The organism is Streptomyces atratus (assembly GCF_014648655.1).
Taxonomy (GTDB): domain Bacteria; phylum Actinomycetota; class Actinomycetes; order Streptomycetales; family Streptomycetaceae; genus Streptomyces; species Streptomyces atratus.
Genome location: NZ_BMRN01000008.1, coordinates 1 through 18443, shown reverse-complemented (window position 1 = coordinate 18443; position 18443 = coordinate 1). Strand labels below are relative to the sequence as shown.

20 protein-coding genes and 3 pseudogenes are annotated in these 18443 nt (G+C 69.2%); 17 read left to right on the top strand and 6 right to left on the bottom strand.

Going from position 1 to position 18443, the window contains the following annotated elements; genetic code table 11:
- Nucleotides 1-51: 51 nt before the first annotated feature.
- The 4 genes from IEZ15_RS44680 to IEZ15_RS44675 all read left to right on the top strand — a co-directional run bounded on the left by IEZ15_RS44680 (nt 52) and on the right by IEZ15_RS44675 (nt 2947).
- Nucleotides 52-288, top strand: a complete 237-nt coding sequence (locus IEZ15_RS44680; protein ID WP_229845906.1) for a hypothetical protein — start codon at nt 52-54, stop codon at nt 286-288.
- Between the two features lie 44 nt (nt 289-332).
- Nucleotides 333-407 carry a 50S ribosomal protein bL37 gene (locus IEZ15_RS47045; protein ID WP_099504217.1) on the top strand — a complete coding sequence of 25 codons (75 nt, stop codon included), beginning with the start codon at nt 333-335 and terminating at the stop codon, nt 405-407.
- A gap of 394 nt (nt 408-801) precedes the next feature.
- Nucleotides 802-2226, top strand: a complete 1425-nt coding sequence (locus tag IEZ15_RS15625; protein ID WP_373302570.1) for a sensor histidine kinase — start codon at nt 802-804, stop codon at nt 2224-2226.
- 34 nt (nt 2227-2260) lie between these two features.
- A complete protein-coding gene (locus tag IEZ15_RS44675) occupies nt 2261-2947 on the top strand; it encodes a response regulator (protein WP_114244331.1) in 687 nt (228 codons plus the stop codon).
- Here the strand turns inward: IEZ15_RS44675 and IEZ15_RS44670 are convergent.
- The 3 genes and pseudogenes from IEZ15_RS44670 to IEZ15_RS15610 form a co-directional block, all read right to left on the bottom strand.
- Nucleotides 2924-3631: pseudogene (locus IEZ15_RS44670) on the bottom strand (phosphatase PAP2 family protein); the annotation flags it as partial. The gene IEZ15_RS44675 and the pseudogene IEZ15_RS44670 overlap by 24 nt on opposite strands.
- Before the next feature lie 100 nt (nt 3632-3731).
- On the bottom strand, nt 3732-4970 hold the full coding sequence (locus IEZ15_RS15615; RefSeq protein WP_189277362.1) for an MFS transporter: 1239 nt from the start codon (nt 4968-4970) through the stop codon (nt 3732-3734).
- Between the two features lie 62 nt (nt 4971-5032).
- Nucleotides 5033-5413 carry a MerR family transcriptional regulator gene (locus IEZ15_RS15610; RefSeq protein ID WP_189277359.1) on the bottom strand — a complete coding sequence of 127 codons (381 nt, stop codon included), beginning with the start codon at nt 5411-5413 and terminating at the stop codon, nt 5033-5035.
- Nucleotides 5414-5512: 99 nt separating this feature from the next.
- On the opposite strand from IEZ15_RS15610, the gene IEZ15_RS15605 reads away from it, so the two are divergent.
- The gene (locus IEZ15_RS15605; RefSeq protein ID WP_229845905.1) at nt 5513-6502 is read left to right on the top strand and encodes an alpha/beta hydrolase; all 990 of its coding nucleotides are present in this window, start codon (nt 5513-5515) and stop codon (nt 6500-6502) included.
- Here IEZ15_RS15605 and IEZ15_RS44665 read toward each other — a convergent pair.
- Nucleotides 6499-6987, bottom strand: a pseudogene (locus IEZ15_RS44665) (transposase family protein); the annotation flags it as partial. The gene IEZ15_RS15605 and the pseudogene IEZ15_RS44665 sit on opposite strands and share 4 nt — an antisense overlap.
- Nucleotides 6988-7482: 495 nt before the next feature.
- On the opposite strand from IEZ15_RS44665, the gene IEZ15_RS15600 reads away from it, so the two are divergent.
- The 6 genes from IEZ15_RS15600 to IEZ15_RS15575 all read left to right on the top strand — a co-directional run bounded on the left by IEZ15_RS15600 (nt 7483) and on the right by IEZ15_RS15575 (nt 12472).
- Nucleotides 7483-8049, top strand: a complete 567-nt coding sequence (locus tag IEZ15_RS15600; RefSeq protein ID WP_189277357.1) for a flavoprotein — start codon at nt 7483-7485, stop codon at nt 8047-8049.
- Nucleotides 8050-8222: 173 nt separating this feature from the next.
- On the top strand, nt 8223-8480 hold the full coding sequence (locus IEZ15_RS15595) for a hypothetical protein (RefSeq protein WP_189277355.1): 258 nt from the start codon (nt 8223-8225) through the stop codon (nt 8478-8480).
- A 108-nt stretch (nt 8481-8588) separates the two neighbouring features.
- Nucleotides 8589-9461: a YhjD/YihY/BrkB family envelope integrity protein gene (locus IEZ15_RS15590; protein ID WP_506354104.1), complete on the top strand. Its 873-nt coding sequence runs from the start codon at nt 8589-8591 to the stop codon at nt 9459-9461.
- Between the two features lie 82 nt (nt 9462-9543).
- Entirely contained in the window at nt 9544-9888 is a 345-nt protein-coding gene (locus IEZ15_RS44660; RefSeq protein ID WP_229845903.1) for a hypothetical protein, read from the top strand.
- 1276 nt (nt 9889-11164) lie between these two features.
- Nucleotides 11165-11374, top strand: a complete 210-nt coding sequence (locus IEZ15_RS15580) for a hypothetical protein (RefSeq protein ID WP_114244337.1) — start codon at nt 11165-11167, stop codon at nt 11372-11374.
- A 468-nt stretch (nt 11375-11842) separates the two neighbouring features.
- The gene (locus IEZ15_RS15575; RefSeq protein WP_308427409.1) at nt 11843-12472 is read left to right on the top strand and encodes an SMI1/KNR4 family protein; all 630 of its coding nucleotides are present in this window, start codon (nt 11843-11845) and stop codon (nt 12470-12472) included.
- Nucleotides 12473-12568: 96 nt separating this feature from the next.
- On the opposite strand, the gene IEZ15_RS15570 is transcribed toward IEZ15_RS15575, so the two are convergent.
- Both IEZ15_RS15570 and IEZ15_RS15565 read right to left on the bottom strand, forming a co-directional pair.
- Complete coding sequence (locus IEZ15_RS15570; protein ID WP_189277352.1) at nt 12569-12991, bottom strand: hypothetical protein; 423 nt, start codon at nt 12989-12991, stop codon at nt 12569-12571.
- A gap of 740 nt (nt 12992-13731) precedes the next feature.
- Nucleotides 13732-16152, bottom strand: a complete 2421-nt coding sequence (locus IEZ15_RS15565; RefSeq protein ID WP_189277350.1) for a FlgD immunoglobulin-like domain containing protein — start codon at nt 16150-16152, stop codon at nt 13732-13734.
- 191 nt (nt 16153-16343) lie between these two features.
- Here IEZ15_RS15565 and IEZ15_RS44655 point away from each other — a divergent pair.
- The 6 genes and pseudogenes from IEZ15_RS44655 to IEZ15_RS44650 all read left to right on the top strand — a co-directional run.
- Nucleotides 16344-16516: pseudogene (locus tag IEZ15_RS44655) on the top strand (DUF2637 domain-containing protein); the annotation flags it as partial.
- Between the two features lie 19 nt (nt 16517-16535).
- The gene (locus tag IEZ15_RS15560) at nt 16536-16673 is read left to right on the top strand and encodes a hypothetical protein (protein ID WP_189277348.1); all 138 of its coding nucleotides are present in this window, start codon (nt 16536-16538) and stop codon (nt 16671-16673) included.
- Nucleotides 16674-17262: 589 nt separating this feature from the next.
- Entirely contained in the window at nt 17263-17517 is a 255-nt protein-coding gene (locus tag IEZ15_RS15555; protein WP_229845902.1) for a hypothetical protein, read from the top strand.
- Nucleotides 17514-17891, top strand: a complete 378-nt coding sequence (locus IEZ15_RS15550; RefSeq protein WP_189277346.1) for a hypothetical protein — start codon at nt 17514-17516, stop codon at nt 17889-17891. Before IEZ15_RS15555 ends, IEZ15_RS15550 begins: the two co-directional genes overlap by 4 nt.
- Before the next feature lie 107 nt (nt 17892-17998).
- Entirely contained in the window at nt 17999-18247 is a 249-nt protein-coding gene (locus tag IEZ15_RS15545; RefSeq protein WP_189277344.1) for a hypothetical protein, read from the top strand.
- A partial coding sequence (locus IEZ15_RS44650) for a hypothetical protein (protein ID WP_229845901.1) occupies nt 18235-18443 on the top strand: 209 nt, incomplete at its 3' end. The genes IEZ15_RS15545 and IEZ15_RS44650, both read left to right, overlap by 13 nt.

Below are 18443 nucleotides of genomic sequence, written 5' to 3'. Positions count from 1 at the left end.
GCGTGAGAGTGGGGGCACGCGCCACACACGGATCCGATCGTCGAACCGGTCATGACCGATTACGCACACGGCATCGGCCACCCCGACGACCTCGCCCTCCGCCAACGACTGCTGACCCTGTTGGAGACCGCGAACGACCCCCGCCGGCAGCGGTACCTGGAGCTGCTCGCTGTGATCAACGCCTGGCCTCCCCCGGACGACCCGGCACCGGCATTCACGTGGTTCACGCAGGCGCTGCGCACCCGGCCGCGGAGCGCCTCCGATGCGGCTGCACCGGGTCGAACCTAGACTGACGAAGGCCCGAAACATCCTGAATGAGGGAGATGTGCAGCATGGCGAAGCGAGGAAACAAGCGCCGCGGCCGCAAGAAGAAGAAGGCCAATCACGGCAAGCGTCCCAACGCCTGAGCCGACCGAGCAGACAGCCCGGGGGGACGCCGACTCCACGCTCGGGGCGTCCCGCCCGTGGCTGCAAGCTGATGACGCGCTTGTCCGGAGTGCACGACCGGGCCGGCGGGGAATGCCACGAGTGAACAGCCGACCGTCCTGCTCATGGAGCACACCGTTCGACTCGATGGCGACGGCGACGGCGACGGCCGGTACGGTCGACGAGCTCATGCCCCATCAGAACCACTGCTCCCGCCGAGTCGGGCCCGACAGGATCTCCGGCAAGCCGGTCCGGTCTGCGCTGTCGACGCCGGGGCACAGCGCACGCATGACAACGGGGTGACAGGGACACCGCACGCGCAGGGTTGACTTTCGGCAGTGCCGGGACGCCCCTCGGCTGCGTACCGTCGTACGGGTGTACAGAGCAATGATCAGCGGTGCGGCCCGGCGGGCCGTCGAACCGGGGAGCCTTCTGACCGTTGTCGCGGCGGTCTGTGTCGGACTGAGCGCCGTCAGTTCGTGGTGGGCCCTGCTCGCGGCGGCGGCGGCCTTCTTCGCCGGCCGGGAGCCGGGAAGGACCGGACCCACGGTCCTCCTGCTCATCGCGGTCGTCGCGGGCGGAGTCGTGGCAGTGGCCCTGGTGCCCTCGTGGCTGCTGATGGCGGGGCGGTTCGTCGCGGTGGTGGCGGTGGCCGCGATGCTGCCCTGGTTCGCCGGGCGCTTCTGGCGCCAGTACCAGGAACTCGTCCGGGCGGGCTGGGAGCGGGCCGGCCGGCTGGAGCGCGAACAGCAGCTCGTCGCCGAACAGGCGCGTTCCCGGGAGCGGGCCCGGATCGCCCAGGACATGCACGACGTCCTCGGGCACGACCTCAGTCTCATCGCCCTGTCGGCGGGCGCCCTCAAACTCGCCCCCGGCCTGGACGAGGCCCAGCGGACCGCGGCCGGGGAGATCCGGGCCCGGGCGGCCGCTTCGGTGGAGCGGCTCGGCGAGGTGATCGGCATCCTGCGCGAGGAGGCGGACGACGAGCCGCCGCGGCCGCCCGGACCCGGCATTCCCCGGCTGGTCGAGGAGGCCGCAGCCGCCGGCCTCGCGGTCGCCCTGCGGATCGACGGCGACGCCGACGGGGTGTCGCCATCGGCCGCACGGGCCGCCCACCGGGTCGTCCAGGAGTCCCTGACCAATGCGGCCAAGCACGCGCCGCACGCACGGGTGAGCGTGCGGGTGACGCACACCGCCGAGGAGACGACGGTCCGGGTACAGAACGGACCCTCGCCCGCGCGGGGCGGCCCGGAGGGCGTACCGGGCACGGGGCGAGGGCTGATCGGGCTCGACGAACGGGTGCGGCTGGCGGGCGGCATGTTCGAGCACGGTCCGTACGAGGGCGGCTTCGCGGTCACCGCGCGGATACCGCGCACCCCGCCCGCCCGCCGCCCGGCCGCGGCACCCCGGGCGTCGGCTCCGGCACTGCCCCCGGAACACCGGCACGCCCGCAGCCGTGCCCGCCGGGCGCTGGCCACGGCGGTCGTGCTGCCCCTGGTGGCGTGGGCGGTGCTGAGTGCCGCCCTCATGGGCTGGGACATCCGCTCGGCCCGGCAGTCCGTGCTGGACCCGGGCGACTACGCCCGGCTGCGGGTGGGACAGGATCGGGACACGGTGAAACGGCTGCTGCCCGAGCGCCAGACCACCCAGCGGCCGGTGGCCGGGGAACCGAAGGGAAAGGACACCACGTGCGAGTACTACGCGATGACGGCGGACCGCTTCGACGACCGGTCCGGGGACGCCTACCGGCTCTGCTTCCAAAACGGCAGGCTGATGTCGAAGGAGGCCCTGACCCCATGATTCCGCTGCGCGGGGAAGGGACGGTGAGCGGCCGGTGATCCGGGTGCTGATCGCCGACGACGAGCCGATGATCCGCAAGGGTGTGGGCTCCGTTCTGTCCACCGATCCGGAAATCGATGTCGTCGCCGAGGCCGCCGACGGGCACGACGCCGTGGAGCTGGTCCGCCGCCATCGCCCGGCCGTTGCCGTGCTCGACATCCGGATGCCCGGGATGAACGGCATCGAGGCGGCGGCCGAGATCCGGCGCACGGTGCCGGAGACGGGGGTCGTGATGCTCACGACCTTCGGTGAGGACGACTACATCCTCCAGGCGCTCGGAGGCGGCGCCGCGGGCTTCCTGATCAAGTCGGGCGAGCCCGAGGAGCTCATCGCGGGAGTCCGCGCGGTGGCCGACGGCGCCGCCTATCTGTCACCGAAGGTCGCGGCGCGGGTCGTCGCCCATCTCTCGGCGACGGGCGCGGGTGCTCTGGCCGGCCGCCGCACCGCCGCCCGGGAACGGGTCCGTGCGCTGACCGGCCGGGAACGCGACGTGCTGGCCTTCCTCGGCAGCGGGCTGTCCAACGGACAGATCGCCCGGCGGCTCCATGTGGTGGAAGGGACGGTCAAGGCCCATGTGAGCTCCATCCTGGCCAGGTTGGGTGTGGACAACCGTGCCGCCGCGGCGGTCGTCGCCCACGAGGCCGGGATCGTCGCGCCTGCCGAGCCGCCTCCCGAGCGCTGACGCCGCGGTCCGGGCCAGCGGCAGGAAGGCGAGCAGCACGGCCGCCGTCACCGACCCCCCGAGGACCGCACCGGCCAGCACGTCGTGCGGGTAGTGCACCCCCACCAGGACCCGCAGCAACGCCGCCGCGCCGGCCAACGGCAGGGTGACGGCGGCGAGGCGCGGCCGCAGCATGGCCAGGCCCACCGCGAGGCCGGCGGCCAGGGTGGCGTGGTTGCTCGGGAAGGACCAGTCGCCAGGGTCCGGACACTCGGCGACGGCCTCCGCGCCGCTGTGCAGGACCCGGCAGGGGCGCGCCTCGTCCACCACCTGCTTCACGGCCTCGCTGACCGCGTAGGCCAGTACGGTGCCGATGCCGGTGAGCACGGTACCGGCGGACAGCCGGGTGTCCCCACGACGTACGGCACCCCACCAGGCCCACACCAACAGCAGCCCGAGAGCCACCAGGGTGCCCTCGGTAGCCGCCTCCAGCAGCGGCCCCGTCCATGAGGGACCGTCAGCCACCGCCCCGGTCAGCGAACGGTACGCGGACGCGGACGCGCCGCCCGTCACCTCCACGGCTCCGGCCCTGCCCAATCCGCCCGGGGCAAGCCCCGCGACGACGGCCGCGCCCGCCCCCAGAACGACGCAGGCGGCCAACGGCCGTCCGTTCCGGGTCCTGTTTCTTCCGGTTTCTCGCTTCATGGGAAGTGAACCTAGAAGCCCAGGGAACGGCAGACCCGGGCCGAAGGGCAAGGGCCTCCCCCTGACGATCGTCAGGGGTGCCCGTGCCTGCGGGACGGGTTCAGCGGCCCCGATGCATCCGATCGAGGTCGCGGGCGTAAATGCGGCTGGGGGAAGGAAAGCCGTCGCGCCGGGCGAGCACGGCCGTCAGCACGGAGGCCGCCAGCAGGGCGGAGGCCGTCCACGGCAGCGCCCCCGTCCCTGCGCCGTCCAGGACGGCACCGCCGAGCAGGGAGCCGCCGGCCATGCCGATGTTCCAGCCGGTGACCCAGAGGGAGTTGGCTGTGTCGGGATCGAGCGGGGCCGCCTTCACCCCCGCGGTCTGCGTCAGCGTCGGAATGCCACCGTGCGTCACGCCCCAGAACACCGCACCGAGCACTACGGCCACGGTGCTGTGCCCGGCCGCTCCGAATGCCACCAGGCACACGGCGGCCAACGCCAGCAGGCCGATCGTGGCGGCGCGCAGCCGGCGGTCGGCGGTTGCTCCGGCGATCCAGACGCCGCCCATGGAGCCCAGCCCGAACAGGAACAGCACGGTGCCGGTGCCGACCCCCGGCCCTGCCCGTTCCACGAAGGGAGCGATGTAGGTGTAGAGGACGTAGAAACCGAGGACCATCAGGAGCGACGCGATGTTGATGGCGGGGATTCCGGGCGTACGGAGTGTGCGCATCAGCCCCGCGCCGCGGCTCGTCGTCTCGCCGGACAGCTGCGGAAGATGCCACAGCGCGGTGGCGGCCAGGGCCACGGCCAGCACGGTGAGCAGCCCGAAAGTGGCGCGCCAGCCGATGAGTCCGCCGAGCGCGGTGCCGGCCGGGATGCCGAGCGACAGCCCGACTGTCATGCCGGCCAGCGCGGTGGCGATCGCCTTGCCGCTGCGCTGCGGGGCCAGCCGCGCGGCGTAGGCAGGGACCATGGCCCACAGCAGGCCGGCGAACACCCCGGAGACGACCCGCGCGGCAAGTGTGAGGGCGAAGCCGGTGGACATCGCCGTCACCATGTTGGTGGCGGCGAAGCCGAGGAGCAGCGCCAGCAGCAGGGTGCGGCGGGGCAGGATCAGGGTCCAGGCGGTCATCGGGATCGCGGTGAGGGCCGCGGCGAGTGCGTAGACGGTGATCAGCAGCCCTGCACGCGCCTCGCTCACGCCCAGGTCGCCGCTCATCGCGGGCAGCACTCCGGCCGGCAGGGCCTCGGTGAGGATGGTGACGAACGCGGATCCGGCCAGCACCAGCAGTCCACCGAGCGGCCAACTCGTGGTGCTGGAGGGATTCGCAGAACGCGGAGAGTGAGTGGCAGAGGTCATGCCCGGAGGCTAAAACCCTCACGTCTGCGTGAGGGTCAAACCCGGGCCGCACCATCCCGGACTCACGCCTCCACGGTCGCGCGGGCAGCCTTCCGGGCGGCCCGCAGATAGGCGTCGACGGCGTCGCGATTACGGGTCAGGCACCGGATGCGGCTGTCGAGGTGCTCCCGCTCGGCGGCCACTTGGTCGAGCATCTGCGCGCACGGGACCTGCGGCAGCAGATCCGACGGGCCGTCGAGGTACGGCAGGATGTCGCGGATGATCCGGGTGGGCAGCCCGCACTCGATCAGCCCGCGGATCTGCCGGACCACCTCGTCGGCGCCGTCGCAGAAGTCGCGATAGCCGTTGCTGCTCCGGGCGGGCCGGATCAGCCCCTCCTCCTCGTAATAGCGCAGCGCACGCACGCTGACGCCGGTCATCCGCGAGAGCTCGCCGATCTTCATGTAACCCACCTCACAACGCACCGGATTGACCCTCACGTCCACGTGAGGGTTTTACGTTACTCCACCTCAGCCCCATCACCGGAGAAAAGGCGCACGCACATGTCCGACCCGAGCACGACCGACCGCATCGACCCCCAGGTCCGCCAGGGCCTGCAGGGCCTGCACGCACTGACCGGTCCCGGCGGTCTGATCAACTTCGACATCCCGCGCCAGCGCGAGCTGTACGAGGAGATGAACCGGGCAGCCCTCGCGGCACTGCCTCCCAATGACCGAGTGCAGTACGAAGACCTCACCGTGCCCGGCCCGGCCGACGGCCCGGAGGTGAGCGTACGGATCTACCGCCCCACGGACAGCACGGACACCGCACCCCTCCCGGGCATCCTGTACATCCATGGCGGCGGCATGATCACCGGCAGTATCCAAACCGACCACCGGCAGGTGCTGCCCCTCGTCGAAGCGGTCAACGCGGTCGTCGTCTCCGTCGAATACCGCCTGGCACCCGAACACCCCGACCCCGCCCCCGTCGAGGACTGCTACGCCGCACTGCTGTGGATGTCCCGAAACGCCTCCGCGCTCGGCGTCGACCCCGGCAGGCTGGCCCTCTACGGCGGCAGCGCGGGCGGCGGCCTGGCCGCCGGCGTCGCCCTGCTCGCCCGCGACCGCGGTGGCCCGCACCTGGCCTTCCAGATGCTCCCCTACCCGATGCTCGACGACCGCAACACAACACCCTCCAGCCACGAGATCACCGACATCGGCATCTGGGACCGCGCCGCCAATCTCCAGGGCTGGAAGTCCCTCCTGGGCGACAGGCTCGGCACCGACCACGTCAGCCCCTACGCCGCGCCCGCCCGCGCCGAGGACCTCAGCGGGCTGCCTCCCACATACCTGGACGTCGGCGACCTCGACGTCTTCCGCGACGAAGACATCACCTACGCCAACCGGCTCATCCAGGCAGGGGTCCCGGTCGAACTCCACGTCTACCCAGGGGGCATCCACGCCGGCGAACTACTCGCCCCCGACGCCGAACTCAGCACCCGCATCACCGACTACCGTACGACCGCACTCAATCGAGCCCTGAACCGTTCCTAGCCAGTGTGCATGAGTGGGTCCTGGGCCCACCGATGTGTACTGGGCGCATCCCGAACGGTGCTGGATGCGCTGGGTTGCCGCTTTCTCGTCCCGTTCGGCGGCACGTCTCTGCGGGCGTGGTCCGTTGCGGGCGGGCGGGTTCCCTCACGTCCTCGGGTGCCTGGTCCGGCCTGGGCGGTCCGATGCCCCGCACGATCGCTCCGGTCGTGTGGGGGCGGTGCCGTCCGACGCCGGACCGGGTGTCCGAGGGCGCGTCGTCCGATCGCGATGCCGGCGGCATCGTGACGGGACATTCTGCGGTGCGGGGTGGCCAGTGGTTTCTGCCAGTGCTGGGCACCCCACATGCTGGTGTAGGCGGGGTCGACCGCGACCATGCTCAGGCCCTGTTCGGCGGCCATGGAGACCAGCCGGGCCTTGAGCTTTCCGGTCGGGATGCCGGAGATCAGCTGCCGGAACCGTTTCCTGCGGCCGTGTTTCTCGCGGGTCTACGGTCCCGGACCGCCACCCCGCAAGGCCCGGGCACCACGAAGGGCCCCGCCAACTCCCGCACACCACCCACCACAACACCGCCTCCCACGAGACCGGAAACCTGCCACCTGCCCAACGAGCAGCAGACGTCAAGGTCACCCATTCGATCCAAGAACTTCCGTTCCCACTCGGTGAACTCGCCGACAGGACTCACCTGCTCACCACAACGCACTTCAGCTCAGCAAACCGACAGCAGCTCACAACCCCCGGCATGTCGCCCCCCGCCAACTGCCTGCGGCCATGGGCCCGTTGCCGGAACATCTCCGTTGTCAGCAGCTGTCAGCCGGCACAATCGCGCTCGGCGTGATCACGTACAACTGCGGTTCCGAGGTCTGTCGGCCTGGCAACACGGGCTGCAGGAATGAGCAACGGTTGCTGGCAGTTGGTGTGGTTGCTGTACTTCTCTGCTGTACTGCTGCCCCTGGGGCGGACCGATACGGGGCGGTGGAACGGTGAGCGTTGGCAGTCTTGGAGTGCTGGGCGTCGTAGGCACGGCGGCCGATGGAATCGAGACACTGCGCACCGGACTGGTCGAACCGGCCATCGCCCTCGGTTGGCAGGCAGCCGTGACCCTGACGCCGAATGCCGGCCGATGGCTGCGTGCGAACGGCGAGCTGGACCGACTGGAGTCACTGACCGGCCTGCCGGTGCGGGATGCGCCTCGCCTGCCGACTGAGCCACGTCCACACCCGGTTGCCGATTGCTACGTCGTGGCCCCTGCCAGCGCGAACTTCGTGGCCAAGCTCGCGACGGGCATCGCCGACAACCAAGCCCTGACGCAAGTGGGCGAAGCGCTGGGCACCATCGGCGTTCCGGTCGTGGTGTTCCCCCGGATCAATGCGGCACATGCGAGGCACCCGGCGTGGGAGGGGCATATCGAGGCGCTGCGGAAGGCAGGTGTGGAGCTGGTGTACGGGGCTGACGTCTGGCCGCTGGACGAACCACGTCAGGGCCCGGCGGACCGAGAGCTTCCGTGGGCCGCCGTCCTGGGATCTGCACACCGGGTATCAGGGACCTGAGCAGGTCGTCAGTGGCTGCTGTACACCTGTAGCTCCCATCCGACCGGAGTGACATCTGCCGTACAGGTTTCGGCCCGGTGCTCTCTTCGGGCGCTCCGGGCTGCGCCCGAACCCAAGGCCGAGGGGCCGAAGCAGAAGGGCCTCCGCCGCTTCCTGTACCCCTGCTCACCCCCTTGGCTCCGCCCCACAAGAGCGCCCACCGGGGCCCGCAATCCGCTGATCCGCAGGCCGGGCCGTTCGCCGGGCGGGCATGCGCGAACTTCTCCAGCGGACGGGCGGAGAAGCACAGCGGCCGCGATCGGGTGAACACCGGAACTCCCGCGGCCGACACGGACCTGCACCCCGCCCGGTTCGTGCCGGGCGGGGTGCTGCGTACGGTCGGCATGCTGCTTCTCGTGTCGCACTTCATCGGTCAGGCGACCGACCGTTAGGCTCGCGTCGCCACAAAGGTCCCGATCTTCACGGAGGGCACGACGACGGGGATCAATCGAGAGCGCCTCGTCAGGACGCTGACGTTCTGGCTGCGGCCTGCCTTCGCATTGCGAGTCATCAACCGGTTTCAGAAGATCGTGGGTTTCGACCGCTCGCTGGCCCTGGCATCCAGCGCCTTGACGGCATTGGTCCCGCTCTCCATCCTCCTTGGCGCTGTCTTGAGCAACTTCGTGCACTACAACGCCGCAGAGCGGATCATCCGGCGCTACAACCTCACCGGAGCAGGCGCCACGGCAGTCAGTTCGCTGTTCTCTCCTGCCGAAACGACCAGCGCAAGCGTGGGCATCTTCGGGGTCGTGTTTCTGGCGATCTCGGTGCTGAGTTTCGCGCGAGCCGCACAGCGACTCTTCGAACAGACATGGGAACTCAAGCCCCTCAGTGTGCGCAACACACGCAACGGCTTGTGGTGGATCCTCACTCTCGGTGGCTACGCAGCGGTCACCACGCTGCTCTCCGCGCTCCTCAGCGGGGGCCCGCTGGGTCTGGCCGCCTTGGCGTGTGGGGTACTGGTGACCGCTGCGTTCCTCGTCTGGAGCGGCCGGATCCTGTCGGCGAAGCGGATCAGCCGGCCGGACCTGCTTCCCTTCGGTGTCACCGGCGCCGTCCTGACGGCGGCGTATTCAGTGGGCGCAACCATCTACATGCCGCGTCTCTTCAACACCTCCGTAGCACGCTACGGGGTGGTCGGTGCTGTCTTCGCGATGCTCTCCGCCCTCTTCGCTGTCATGCTCGCCCTGGTTGCATCGGCGGCACTGGGACGAGAAGTACGAGACGAGCTCAGCCGGATCCGTCAGGGCCACCGTCCTTCCGACCATGAGGTCCGCCGACAGTGGGACAGGGTGGTCGACCAGACTCGGTCACGGTGGCGCACGGCACGGGAACAGGTCTCTCATCGTCGGATCAAGGACTCGAACCATTGATGGGCACGCCGGCCTGCCTCGCGACGGAGAATCGTGCGGTTCTCCGGGAACTCCCACGAAGTAGCCGGCGTCTCCAGTGATCATGAGGGAACGCGTTGAAGCACTGAGTGGTACCGGGGTGGCCCTGGCCGGTGGATTCGTCGGGCTGCTGGGATGGGCCGCGGATGCCGAACTCCGGGCGCGCGCCGGATTCGAAGCAGGGCCGGACTGGAGCGTGCTGTACGCGGAGCTTCCGCTGACCGTTCTCATCGGAGTGGTAGCCGCTTTGTCAGCGTGGTTGCCGCCCCGGCGATGGACAATCGGGCCGTCCATTGCCGGGTACGCAGGCCGCGTCGCCCTCGTCGCCATAGTGCTGGCCGGATTCTGGCTGGCAGTCCAGGGCTGGTACGCAGGGCTGCCCGAGTCAGTGCCGGACCACAAGCCCTAGAACGGTGGAACGCCATCACCCGAGATCGGCGCAGGCGTGCACTCACTCTCGTGCAGATGGCTCTCCGGCCGCTGATACACCCGCCGCGCACTGAGCGGTCCCCCGTACGCTCCCCGCCGTAGACTTGTCAGGGAGCCTGAGCCTTGCCAGACGTCCAGTTCAGGCGGGCCCCGCGAGATTGATCCCGCCAAGGGCGGCGGGATTGGAGTTCCCCATGGCTCCAGCCATCGCGGGCTCTCTCTCCAATGAGCGGAAGCCTCTGCCTCGCTTCGTGAGCGGTGGAATCCCCTCAGGAAGGACGTGGGCCAGATGAGCCACCTTGTGAGCCAGGTGCCCATCAGTGACATCACACTGGCCGCTTCAGCTGTGCGCTGGATTTTCCCCGTCGGTATAGCAGTGGTCGTAGTCGCTGTTCTGCTTGGCCTCGTCCGGTGGGACGCGCGCCGTCGGTCTCGGGCACGACAGCAGGGACCACGGGCCGAGCCTGCCTCCCGAAGCGACGAAAACTTGAGGGCTGCAGATGATTTCGGGGAAGGTCTCAGCCCATATCAGATCAACCGGCCCTCTTCGCCGAGGGACGCACACAAGGATGACAAAGGTGGGGCTTTTGGCAGTGGACGACCCGGCGGCTGACGGGTCGGCGACATCGGCGGCACTCGCCGAGATCACCGCGCGGTCGAGATCTGCTTTCGATACCCGCCCCATAGCCCTTGTCGTCGCGCTCTTCCGATAGCTGCCCGCCCCTCCAAGTCAGGGGGCAGGCAGGCCGCGCCTGGTGTCCGGACACTCGTGGGCAGGTGTCCGGGCCGGTGTCCGGGCACCTGCGGACATCGGGCCCGGCCTGGTGGCGGACAATGCTGCGACCAGTGCGGACACGTGTCCGGGAGGCGATGGGCCACATGGACCGTCTGCTGCGGCATCGCCGCCCGTCCGACTGAGCGACTGCCGTCAAGAACTACCGTCAACGCCCCCGCAGCGGGTCGCGAGCTTGGGTTCTAACGATCATCGCAACCCCCGACCTCCGGGGGCGTTCTGGCTGGTGGGCGCGGACGGTTTCGAACCGCCGACATCTGCTTTGTAAACCTGGCAATGATCTATGAGGAGTTTGCCCAGGTCATCCAGCCTGAGCGGTCCCATGGTCGCGGAACGCGTACTGGCCCCACCGCTGCTCTTGACTGACCGCTACTGCCCGATCGTTCTGGCACGGTAGTGGCACGCAGGGGCAGGGCGGCAAGCTCTGTTGCGGATAGGGTGCGGGTCGGCTTCGATCGCGACCATGACCGATGGTGCCGCAATCGACGTTGCCGACCACCAGATCCTCGCCAAGCAGATCATCCGCGGGCTCATGGTGATCCGAGGGCACCTCGGCTGTTCGCTCCATGAGGCGCTGGACATCTTTGCTGCCCGGTACGAGGTGCTGCGCGTCGAGCGCCCTGATGACTTCGTGTGCAGTCGTGACGAGTACGGGGTCGGCTTCTACTCATAAGGCTGCGTCGGCTGGCGATGAGGCGTTGCCGCTGAACTCCTCGATGCGAACTACGGGCGTGGCGGTCACTGGGGTCTCCTGGGCTGGTGGCGCACCTGGCGAGGGGCGAAGACCGTTGGCGCCGATCGATGGGGTTGCTGTACTTCGCTGCTGTCCTGCGACGATCCAGGGGCGCCGGCCGAGCAGCCCACGGGCGGACCTCGGGCTCCAGCTCGGTCAGTAGCCGAAGAAGTGACGCGGTACCTTCCTGACCTGCACGCACTACAGCTGTCGCCCTTCTGGCCTGCGGGTTGGCGGTCGGCGATTGTCGTCGCCTGTCATCGTTGAGTCCCCTCGCACGGCCCGGCGACGGCCCCAGTCGGATGAATCGGGGTCATGGCCGCCGTCTGGCTGTTTCCCTGGGGTTGTCAGTACCAGGTGGCAGGATGCCGTGCCATGACCGCACCGATCAGTGAGTCGTGAACGCGAATCGAGAACTGGCTGGCCGAGCATGCGCCGGCGACCTGTGCTGCGCTGGCGCCGCCCGCGGATCCGGCGGACATCGCCGCGACCGAACGCGTCATCGGCCGGCCACTGCTGAAGCCCTTGGTGATGTCGCTGCTGCGGCACGACGGTCTCCTCGACCAGCGATTCTCGCTGCTGCCAGGGTTCTACAGACCGATGAGTGCACGCGAGACAGCGGCTGAGTGGCAACTCTTCACCCGCTTCTACGACAAGCGCACGGCGGACGAGGAAGGAGAGGAGGCGGACTACGACTTCATGAAGATCGGGGCCGGCCACGTCCTGTACGGACACCCGCAGTTGATCCCCATCGCGCGGGACGTCGGCGGGGGCTACCTCGTACTGGACCACCGTCCCGAGATCGACCGGGGGCGCGTCCACGAAGCCGAGGCCGTGGAAGGCCTTATGCGCGTATCACACGAGATGTGGACGTCCCTGCCGGTGCTCATGGAGGCGATCGCCATGTCTCTCGAGACCTCCCAGCCCCTCAACAACTACACGCCCGTAGTGGACGAGGAGCAGAGGCTGCACTGGGACTTCATACCGCTGCGCAGTGACCGGACCTTGCGTCGGTCACCGCGCAGCAGCGGATTTTGAAGTCGTTGGAGATACGCCCTCCGGCTGACGAGTCGTCCCGTACATGTCCCGTGCCGTGGCGATCAAGTAGTCGGTTCGCGGCCAGGATCACTCGGATCAGCCTTTCTCCCGGCTGAATTCGTGCGTGCACCCACCGGAAGTCACGTCCCGAGTGAAGCAGGCGATGAAGGAATCCGGGGAGCCGTAGAAGGCCAATTTCATGTCCTCGCAGTCCACGCCGTCGAAGGTGACCGTGCCATACGTTCCGGAGGGAGACCAGGTTCCATGTTGCCGGTCGGCGAACCCGGAGCACCCCCAGCCGACGACGTCCGCCTTGTCCAAGCCCTTGGCCGTGAACGTGCCGTCGTCCTTGAACTCAACTGTCGCCCCGCTCCAGTCCGACCACACGCCCGTCAGCTGATCAGCGGTGTTGACCTCGACTGGGTAGACGGAACAGGAGGCCAACAGGAATGTCACCGCACATCCCGACGCAGCGCCCATGAATGCACGTCGTATCCTCTGATGCTGATTGGCAGCCATACGGCCCTGCCTCTCGTGTCTCGCACATGCCCGGGAGCGACGCCTCAAGGAAGCAGCGGACATCATCTTGAACACGTTCAAGTCTTGGTGTCAATGAGGCCGGGCGCGACGGACGCTTCGCGATTACCATCGGTCCGTGCGCCTGGCAGCGAAGGTCGGCATGGAGAGACTTCGGGCGGGAGCTGTCATGGTCCGAGGACCTGCATGAGCAGATCAGGAAGGTTCGGCCGGCAGAGTCCGACCAAGCATCTGGCACGTAAGTGGCACGACGCCTCTCCCCCGCCTCCGCGACTGAGGAACGAACAAGGCCCAGGCTTCCGGTTCGGTACCGGTGGCCTGGGCCTTTGTCGTGCTTCCTGCTGGTGGGCGCGGACGGTTTCGAACCGCCGACATCTGCTTTGCAAGTTCGATCCGAGCCCGCTCCGGCTGCTGCCCTCGACTGGTGCAACGGCCGGACGGAGATGCTGGTGTACGCCCCCGTCCGGCGTCGTTGATGTCAGCCGTGGATGTCAGAAGCCTTGTGATCCGTAGCGCGATGCGGACCGGTCGGTGAGAGTCAAAACCGCCCTACCAGGCGAACAGCCCCTCCGGGATCTTCCGGAGGGACTGTCGCCGGGTACGCCAACCCGCCTTCCGCTGCTCGTCGAGGGAGGCGTGCGACACCAACTCCGCAAGACGTGCGCTAGCGCCACCCCGCCCGGCCAAGAGATGTTCCTGTCCGTGCCTCGGCCGGCAGCGGCCTACGCACGCTTGGTGAGCTCGATCGTGCCCGTGACCTTCAGGGGGGCGCCGCTGCCGTCCCCGGGCGTGCCGGTGAGCTCCCAGGTGTAGGTGCCGTCGTTGACGTACTGGCGGTCGCCGTTCCGGCCGTCCCACGAGAAGGCGACGGCGGCGGCGTACTCCTTGGCCGACCCGGTGAACACCGTGCGCCCGGCCTTGTTCCGGATCGTCACCCGGGCGCCGGTGACCGCCTTGGACAGCTGCCAGTCGGCATCCCACACGGCGTCGGTCGCCGACGCGAGGTTCACGGACTGCTCGACCCGCGACTCGATCTCGGCCACAGAAGAGGTGGCGACGCCCGAGTCGAGCACGGTGATCCGGGCGTTCTTCTCCTTCGCGTACGCGATGGCGCCGCCGAAGCGGTCGGCCTCCACGAGCGGGCCGTTGTACTGGGAGGTGAACGCCTCGACGGTGTGCGGCGTCCCCCCGATCGGAGTGAGGTTGAGCTGGCCGCGGTCGTATTCGTACGCCACCACGTAGCCGTCGCCGAGGGTGCCGCGCGGGGCGTACGACGACTGCTGGGCCTGCGTGTTGTAGACGCCGTGACCGGAGCTGATGGCCCCCGAGGGGTAGCAGTCCCAGTACACCCAGGGCCCCACGGCCTGCATCTGCTGCGGCAGACAGCCGTTGTCGGTGATCGGCTCCGTTTCCGTCACCGTGCCGGTCTTCAGGTCGACTGCCTGGAGCGTGCCGTCCGTGTCACCGGGCATCCACAGCTTGGTGCCCCAAACTGCGAGCGCGCCCTGGCCCTGACGGACCCGGACCACCTTCGGCCCGCCGGAGGCATCCAGATCGACGACGTACTGCCGGTCCTCCAGACCGCGCCCGCTGTCGCCGAACACCACATAGCGGCCGGAGGCCGAGCGCACGGCCGAGGAGTGGCCGGAACCCGTCGGCATCTTCTCGCCGGTCTGCGGGTCCAGGGCGGGTACGACCGTCTTCGTGCCGTCCGCGGCCAGCACGATCAGTACCTGGGCGCCGTCCGCGTCCGTGGTGGCGACGACGGTACGGCCGTCTCCGGTGCCGACCGGCTGCCGGGAGTCGTAGACGCGCTGTGCCGTCTCGCCGGTCGTCTGCGCGTCCGGGCGCGCGAGCAGGGACCGCTCGCCCATCGACGGGGCAGCGCCCAGGGTGATGTTCCGCTGGAAGAGCGCCGACAGGTACGTGGTGTCGGACTCGGCCGTGACCAGGTGCCCGGCCGTGAGCGACAGCCCTGTGAGCTTGCCCTCCTTGGGCGCCACCTCGCGCACCGTCCGCAGCGCGGGCGCCCCGTCGTCGCCGACGAAGACCCGGCGCAGGGCCCAGTCCCGGGACGAGGCGCCGCCGGTGATGGCCAGGCTGCCGCCCGGGACTTGCGCCATACGCCAGCCGGCGTGCGCCAGCAGGGTCTTCGGCTCGCCGCCGGCGATCGGCAGGGCGGTGAGCGGGGCGCCTTCGCGGACGAGGAAGTCACCCGCAGCCTGCTCGACCTGGCGCGTGGTCAGCAGCCAGTCGCCGACGAGCCCGAGCCGCGGGGTGCCCTCGCCGCCCGAGCCGAGCTCGATCTTGGTGTCGGCCGCCTCCGGGGTGGCGCGGGGCAGCACACGGCCTGTGGTGTTGCCGCCCTCGGGCGAGTACCAGGCGACGTACGCGTCCGAGAACACGACCTGTGCGTCCGCGCCGGTCGCGCCCGGAAGCACCGGGGTGACCTCGGCCGTCGCCAGGTCCAGAAGACCGACGCCGCGGGTGCCGTCGGGGTGCGCGTACCAGATCGCCACCGTGCGTTCGTCGCCGCCGAGCGTCATGTTGTCTTCCGCGACCCAGCCGTTCAGACCGGTGACGGGAATGTCGGTGAGCTGCCCGTCCGTCATGCGCAGTACGTGCAGGACGTTCTTGTTGCCGTTCGCGTCCCGGGTGGCGGTGAGCACGGCGGAGCCGAAGACGCCCCGGTAGAAGTGACCGTCCGGCAGTGTGTACTTGGTGGTGGTGCCGGACTTCATGTCCTTCAGCTGCACCTTGTTCGGGAAGTCGTAGATCGCGACGACGTCCCCGCTGGTGACGGAGACGTGGCTCGCTCCGTCGATCCTGTTGACGTCGTCGTACGGGGACGAGGCGGGCAGGTCGACCGGGGTACCGCCGTCCGGGGTCCATCGGTAGTAGCCGAGCCCGCTCTGGTCCTTGACCTCCGTGCGCTCCACGACACCGCCGGGTCCCGCCCCGTACACCGGGTTGGCGACCGGCTTGAAGCGGTCCGGGGCCGGGATCGTCATCGGGGCGGACTCGGCGTGGGCGTCCGTCAGGAGGAATGGCAGGGTTCCGCTGGCGGCCGCCATGGCCACTGCGGCGGCGAGTCCACCTCGTACGATCGATCGCTTTCGGTTCGGCTTGTGGCGTGCGGTCACGCAGTACCTCCAAGAGGCATCGGAGAGGGGGCCGTTCGGCGCGGACACACAGGGATCGACGCGAGCAGCCCCCGGACGAGGCGGCGAGTAGCACGGTGGACCCACTGCATTCGAACAAATGTACGAATAGGTTGTGAGCGGTCAACCCAGACGTTCTCGAGACACGAAAGGGCTCGGATCCCTTCCGACAGGCACCACCCGAGCGCCCGGCTGTACCCGTCCCGGCCGCCCTCGTCGAACACGCCCGCAAGGTCGCCGCCGACCACCACGCCCGCACCGAACCCCCATCGACACCCTGACCCTCCGCGCCCGCCTCGGCGTCCCGGCGCCCATGACCGAAGCCATCGCGGCCCAACTCACCTGAAAGCAAGGAGATACACGCCATGCGTCCGTCCATCGAGTCCGCCCTGAAGAGGGCCGCCGAACTGACCCGACGCAACGAGGGCGTTCAGGCCGTGGCCATCGCCGAAGCGGCGATCAGCCGGGCGACCGACGACGAACACGCCGAGATCCGGCAATGACTCACCGAGCACACCGCCGACTTCACCGGAGAGGACACCAGCTGATGACCCGCCGCCGCTTCTGCGACGTCACCCGCATCGGCCCCGTCCAGGTCGGCACCGCCTACGACAACCGGGGCCATGATTGATGTCAGCCGTGGATGTCAGAAGCCTTCCGATCCGTAGCTCTATGTGGATCGGTCAGCGACGGTCATAGCGGTCGCGATATGGCCCTGAAGGGGCGCTGCCGGTCGTGGTCGGTTGCGGAGGTTGCTGTACTTCGCTGCTGTACCGCAACCAGGTGCAGCGCCCGAGGTGGGCTCGGTGATCAAGATTTACTCATTGAAGCCGAGTCTTCGGGCAGTGCGGTCCCAGCCCAAACCAGGAGAAGGCCCGCGCCTCGAAAGTCTTCTCCCCAAAGACCGACCGGGCTACCTCGGCACCTGCACCTGGCGCTTGAGGCATCGCGCCGGCTGATCGCCAGAGAGCGTGGACGACTGCACTTGTTCGTCCACGTTGCCGTCACCTACTGCCGTCGCGGCGGTCCTGTGGGCGCCCGCCGCCCACGACTGCCGTCGAGCTCGTCGTCACGCTCCTGCGGTGCGCCCCGATGGTCGCCGAACAAGGCTGCCCTCCCACCTGCGAGGAACTGGCGGCCGCCGCCCGGGTGACCCACCTCGACTCGGTCACCGTCTACAACAGCCTCATGTGCTGCCTGCCGCATACCGCCGGACGCCGCGGTCGACGCTTCGTGATGGGACAGCAGCGGACCATCGGCCCGCAGGGCGGATGCGTCGGTGTCGAGCAGCGCGTCATCGTCGCCCTGCCAGGGTGCGCCCCGTGCCCGGAGGAGGCCTCACCATGAGTGTGGAAGTGCGTATCGACGCAACCCGGCTGGAACGTGCGCTGCGCCGGCCGGGCGGGATCGGTGAACGCATCCTGCGGCGCCGGGCCGCCCCAGTCGTGAGGCGGGCCGAGCAGCTGGCCCCCGGCAGCATGGGGCGCGGCATCACCCTCAGCGTCCAGGGCACCGGCCGCGGTATGGCCGCAGTCATCACCTCAACCCACCCGGCCAGCATCTACGTCATCAACGGAACCAGGCCGCACATCATCCGGCCCCGTCGCGCCCGCGCACTGCGGTTCCAGGCCGGCGGGCGGACCGTGTACGCAGCCGTTGTTCACCATCCCGGAACGACTGCGAACAACTTCCTCGCTCGGGCTCTTCGCGAAGCGCTCTGATCCGGACCGCTGGGTTTGGTCAACGTGTGGTCGTGCTGCTCGTGACCGACGGGGTGCGGTGTCGTTGCCTGGTTTATCTGATCTCTGACTAGCCAGGAGCGTGCTTCATGTCTCTTACCGCAGCTACCCGACTTGCCGCAGTGTCCTCCGCTGCGATCGCCGCCGTGTCGGTATGCCTGGGCGCAGCCCCAGCTGCCGAGGCCGCCGAGCCCGCGCAGGTACGGGCGGTGGAGCAGAGCGCCGCCCCGGCCGACGACGACCTCGGGGCCTCCGCTCACTTCGTCCCGCTGGGCAGTCTGCTGTTCTCCGACCGGGCCGTAAAGACCAACGTGAGCCCGGTTCGATGGGATCGCTGACCGAACGCCTCCACCGCGCCCGGACCGCCAGCATTCGGGCCTACCGGGCGCGCCTGCACCCCGACGCCCCCAATCCCGCCGGAATGACGTCCACAGCCTCCGGGGAAACAGTCGCCGAGGCGGGTGACGGCGTGAACGGGTTCGATGTCCTTGCCGCGGTGGTCGGCCTACCGGTGAGCACATGGCGATACCGGTG

Bases quoted from the DNA above. Each gene is read 5' to 3' on its own strand.
- IEZ15_RS44680 (WP_229845906.1), top strand. From the start codon at position 52: ATGACCGATTACGCACACGGCATCGGCCACCCCGACGACCTCGCCCTC.
- IEZ15_RS15615 (WP_189277362.1), bottom strand. From the start codon at position 4,970: ATGACCTCTGCCACTCACTCTCCGCGTTCTGCGAATCCCTCCAGCACC.
- IEZ15_RS15610 (WP_189277359.1), bottom strand. From the start codon at position 5,413: ATGAAGATCGGCGAGCTCTCGCGGATGACCGGCGTCAGCGTGCGTGCG.
- IEZ15_RS15605 (WP_229845905.1), top strand. From the start codon at position 5,513: ATGTCCGACCCGAGCACGACCGACCGCATCGACCCCCAGGTCCGCCAG.
- IEZ15_RS44660 (WP_229845903.1), top strand. From the start codon at position 9,544: ATGAGGGAACGCGTTGAAGCACTGAGTGGTACCGGGGTGGCCCTGGCC.
- IEZ15_RS15580 (WP_114244337.1), top strand. From the start codon at position 11,165: ATGACCGATGGTGCCGCAATCGACGTTGCCGACCACCAGATCCTCGCC.
- IEZ15_RS15570 (WP_189277352.1), bottom strand. From the start codon at position 12,991: ATGGCTGCCAATCAGCATCAGAGGATACGACGTGCATTCATGGGCGCT.
- IEZ15_RS15560 (WP_189277348.1), top strand. From the start codon at position 16,536: ATGCGTCCGTCCATCGAGTCCGCCCTGAAGAGGGCCGCCGAACTGACC.
- IEZ15_RS15555 (WP_229845902.1), top strand. From the start codon at position 17,263: ATGGTCGCCGAACAAGGCTGCCCTCCCACCTGCGAGGAACTGGCGGCC.
- IEZ15_RS15550 (WP_189277346.1), top strand. From the start codon at position 17,514: ATGAGTGTGGAAGTGCGTATCGACGCAACCCGGCTGGAACGTGCGCTG.
- IEZ15_RS15545 (WP_189277344.1), top strand. From the start codon at position 17,999: ATGTCTCTTACCGCAGCTACCCGACTTGCCGCAGTGTCCTCCGCTGCG.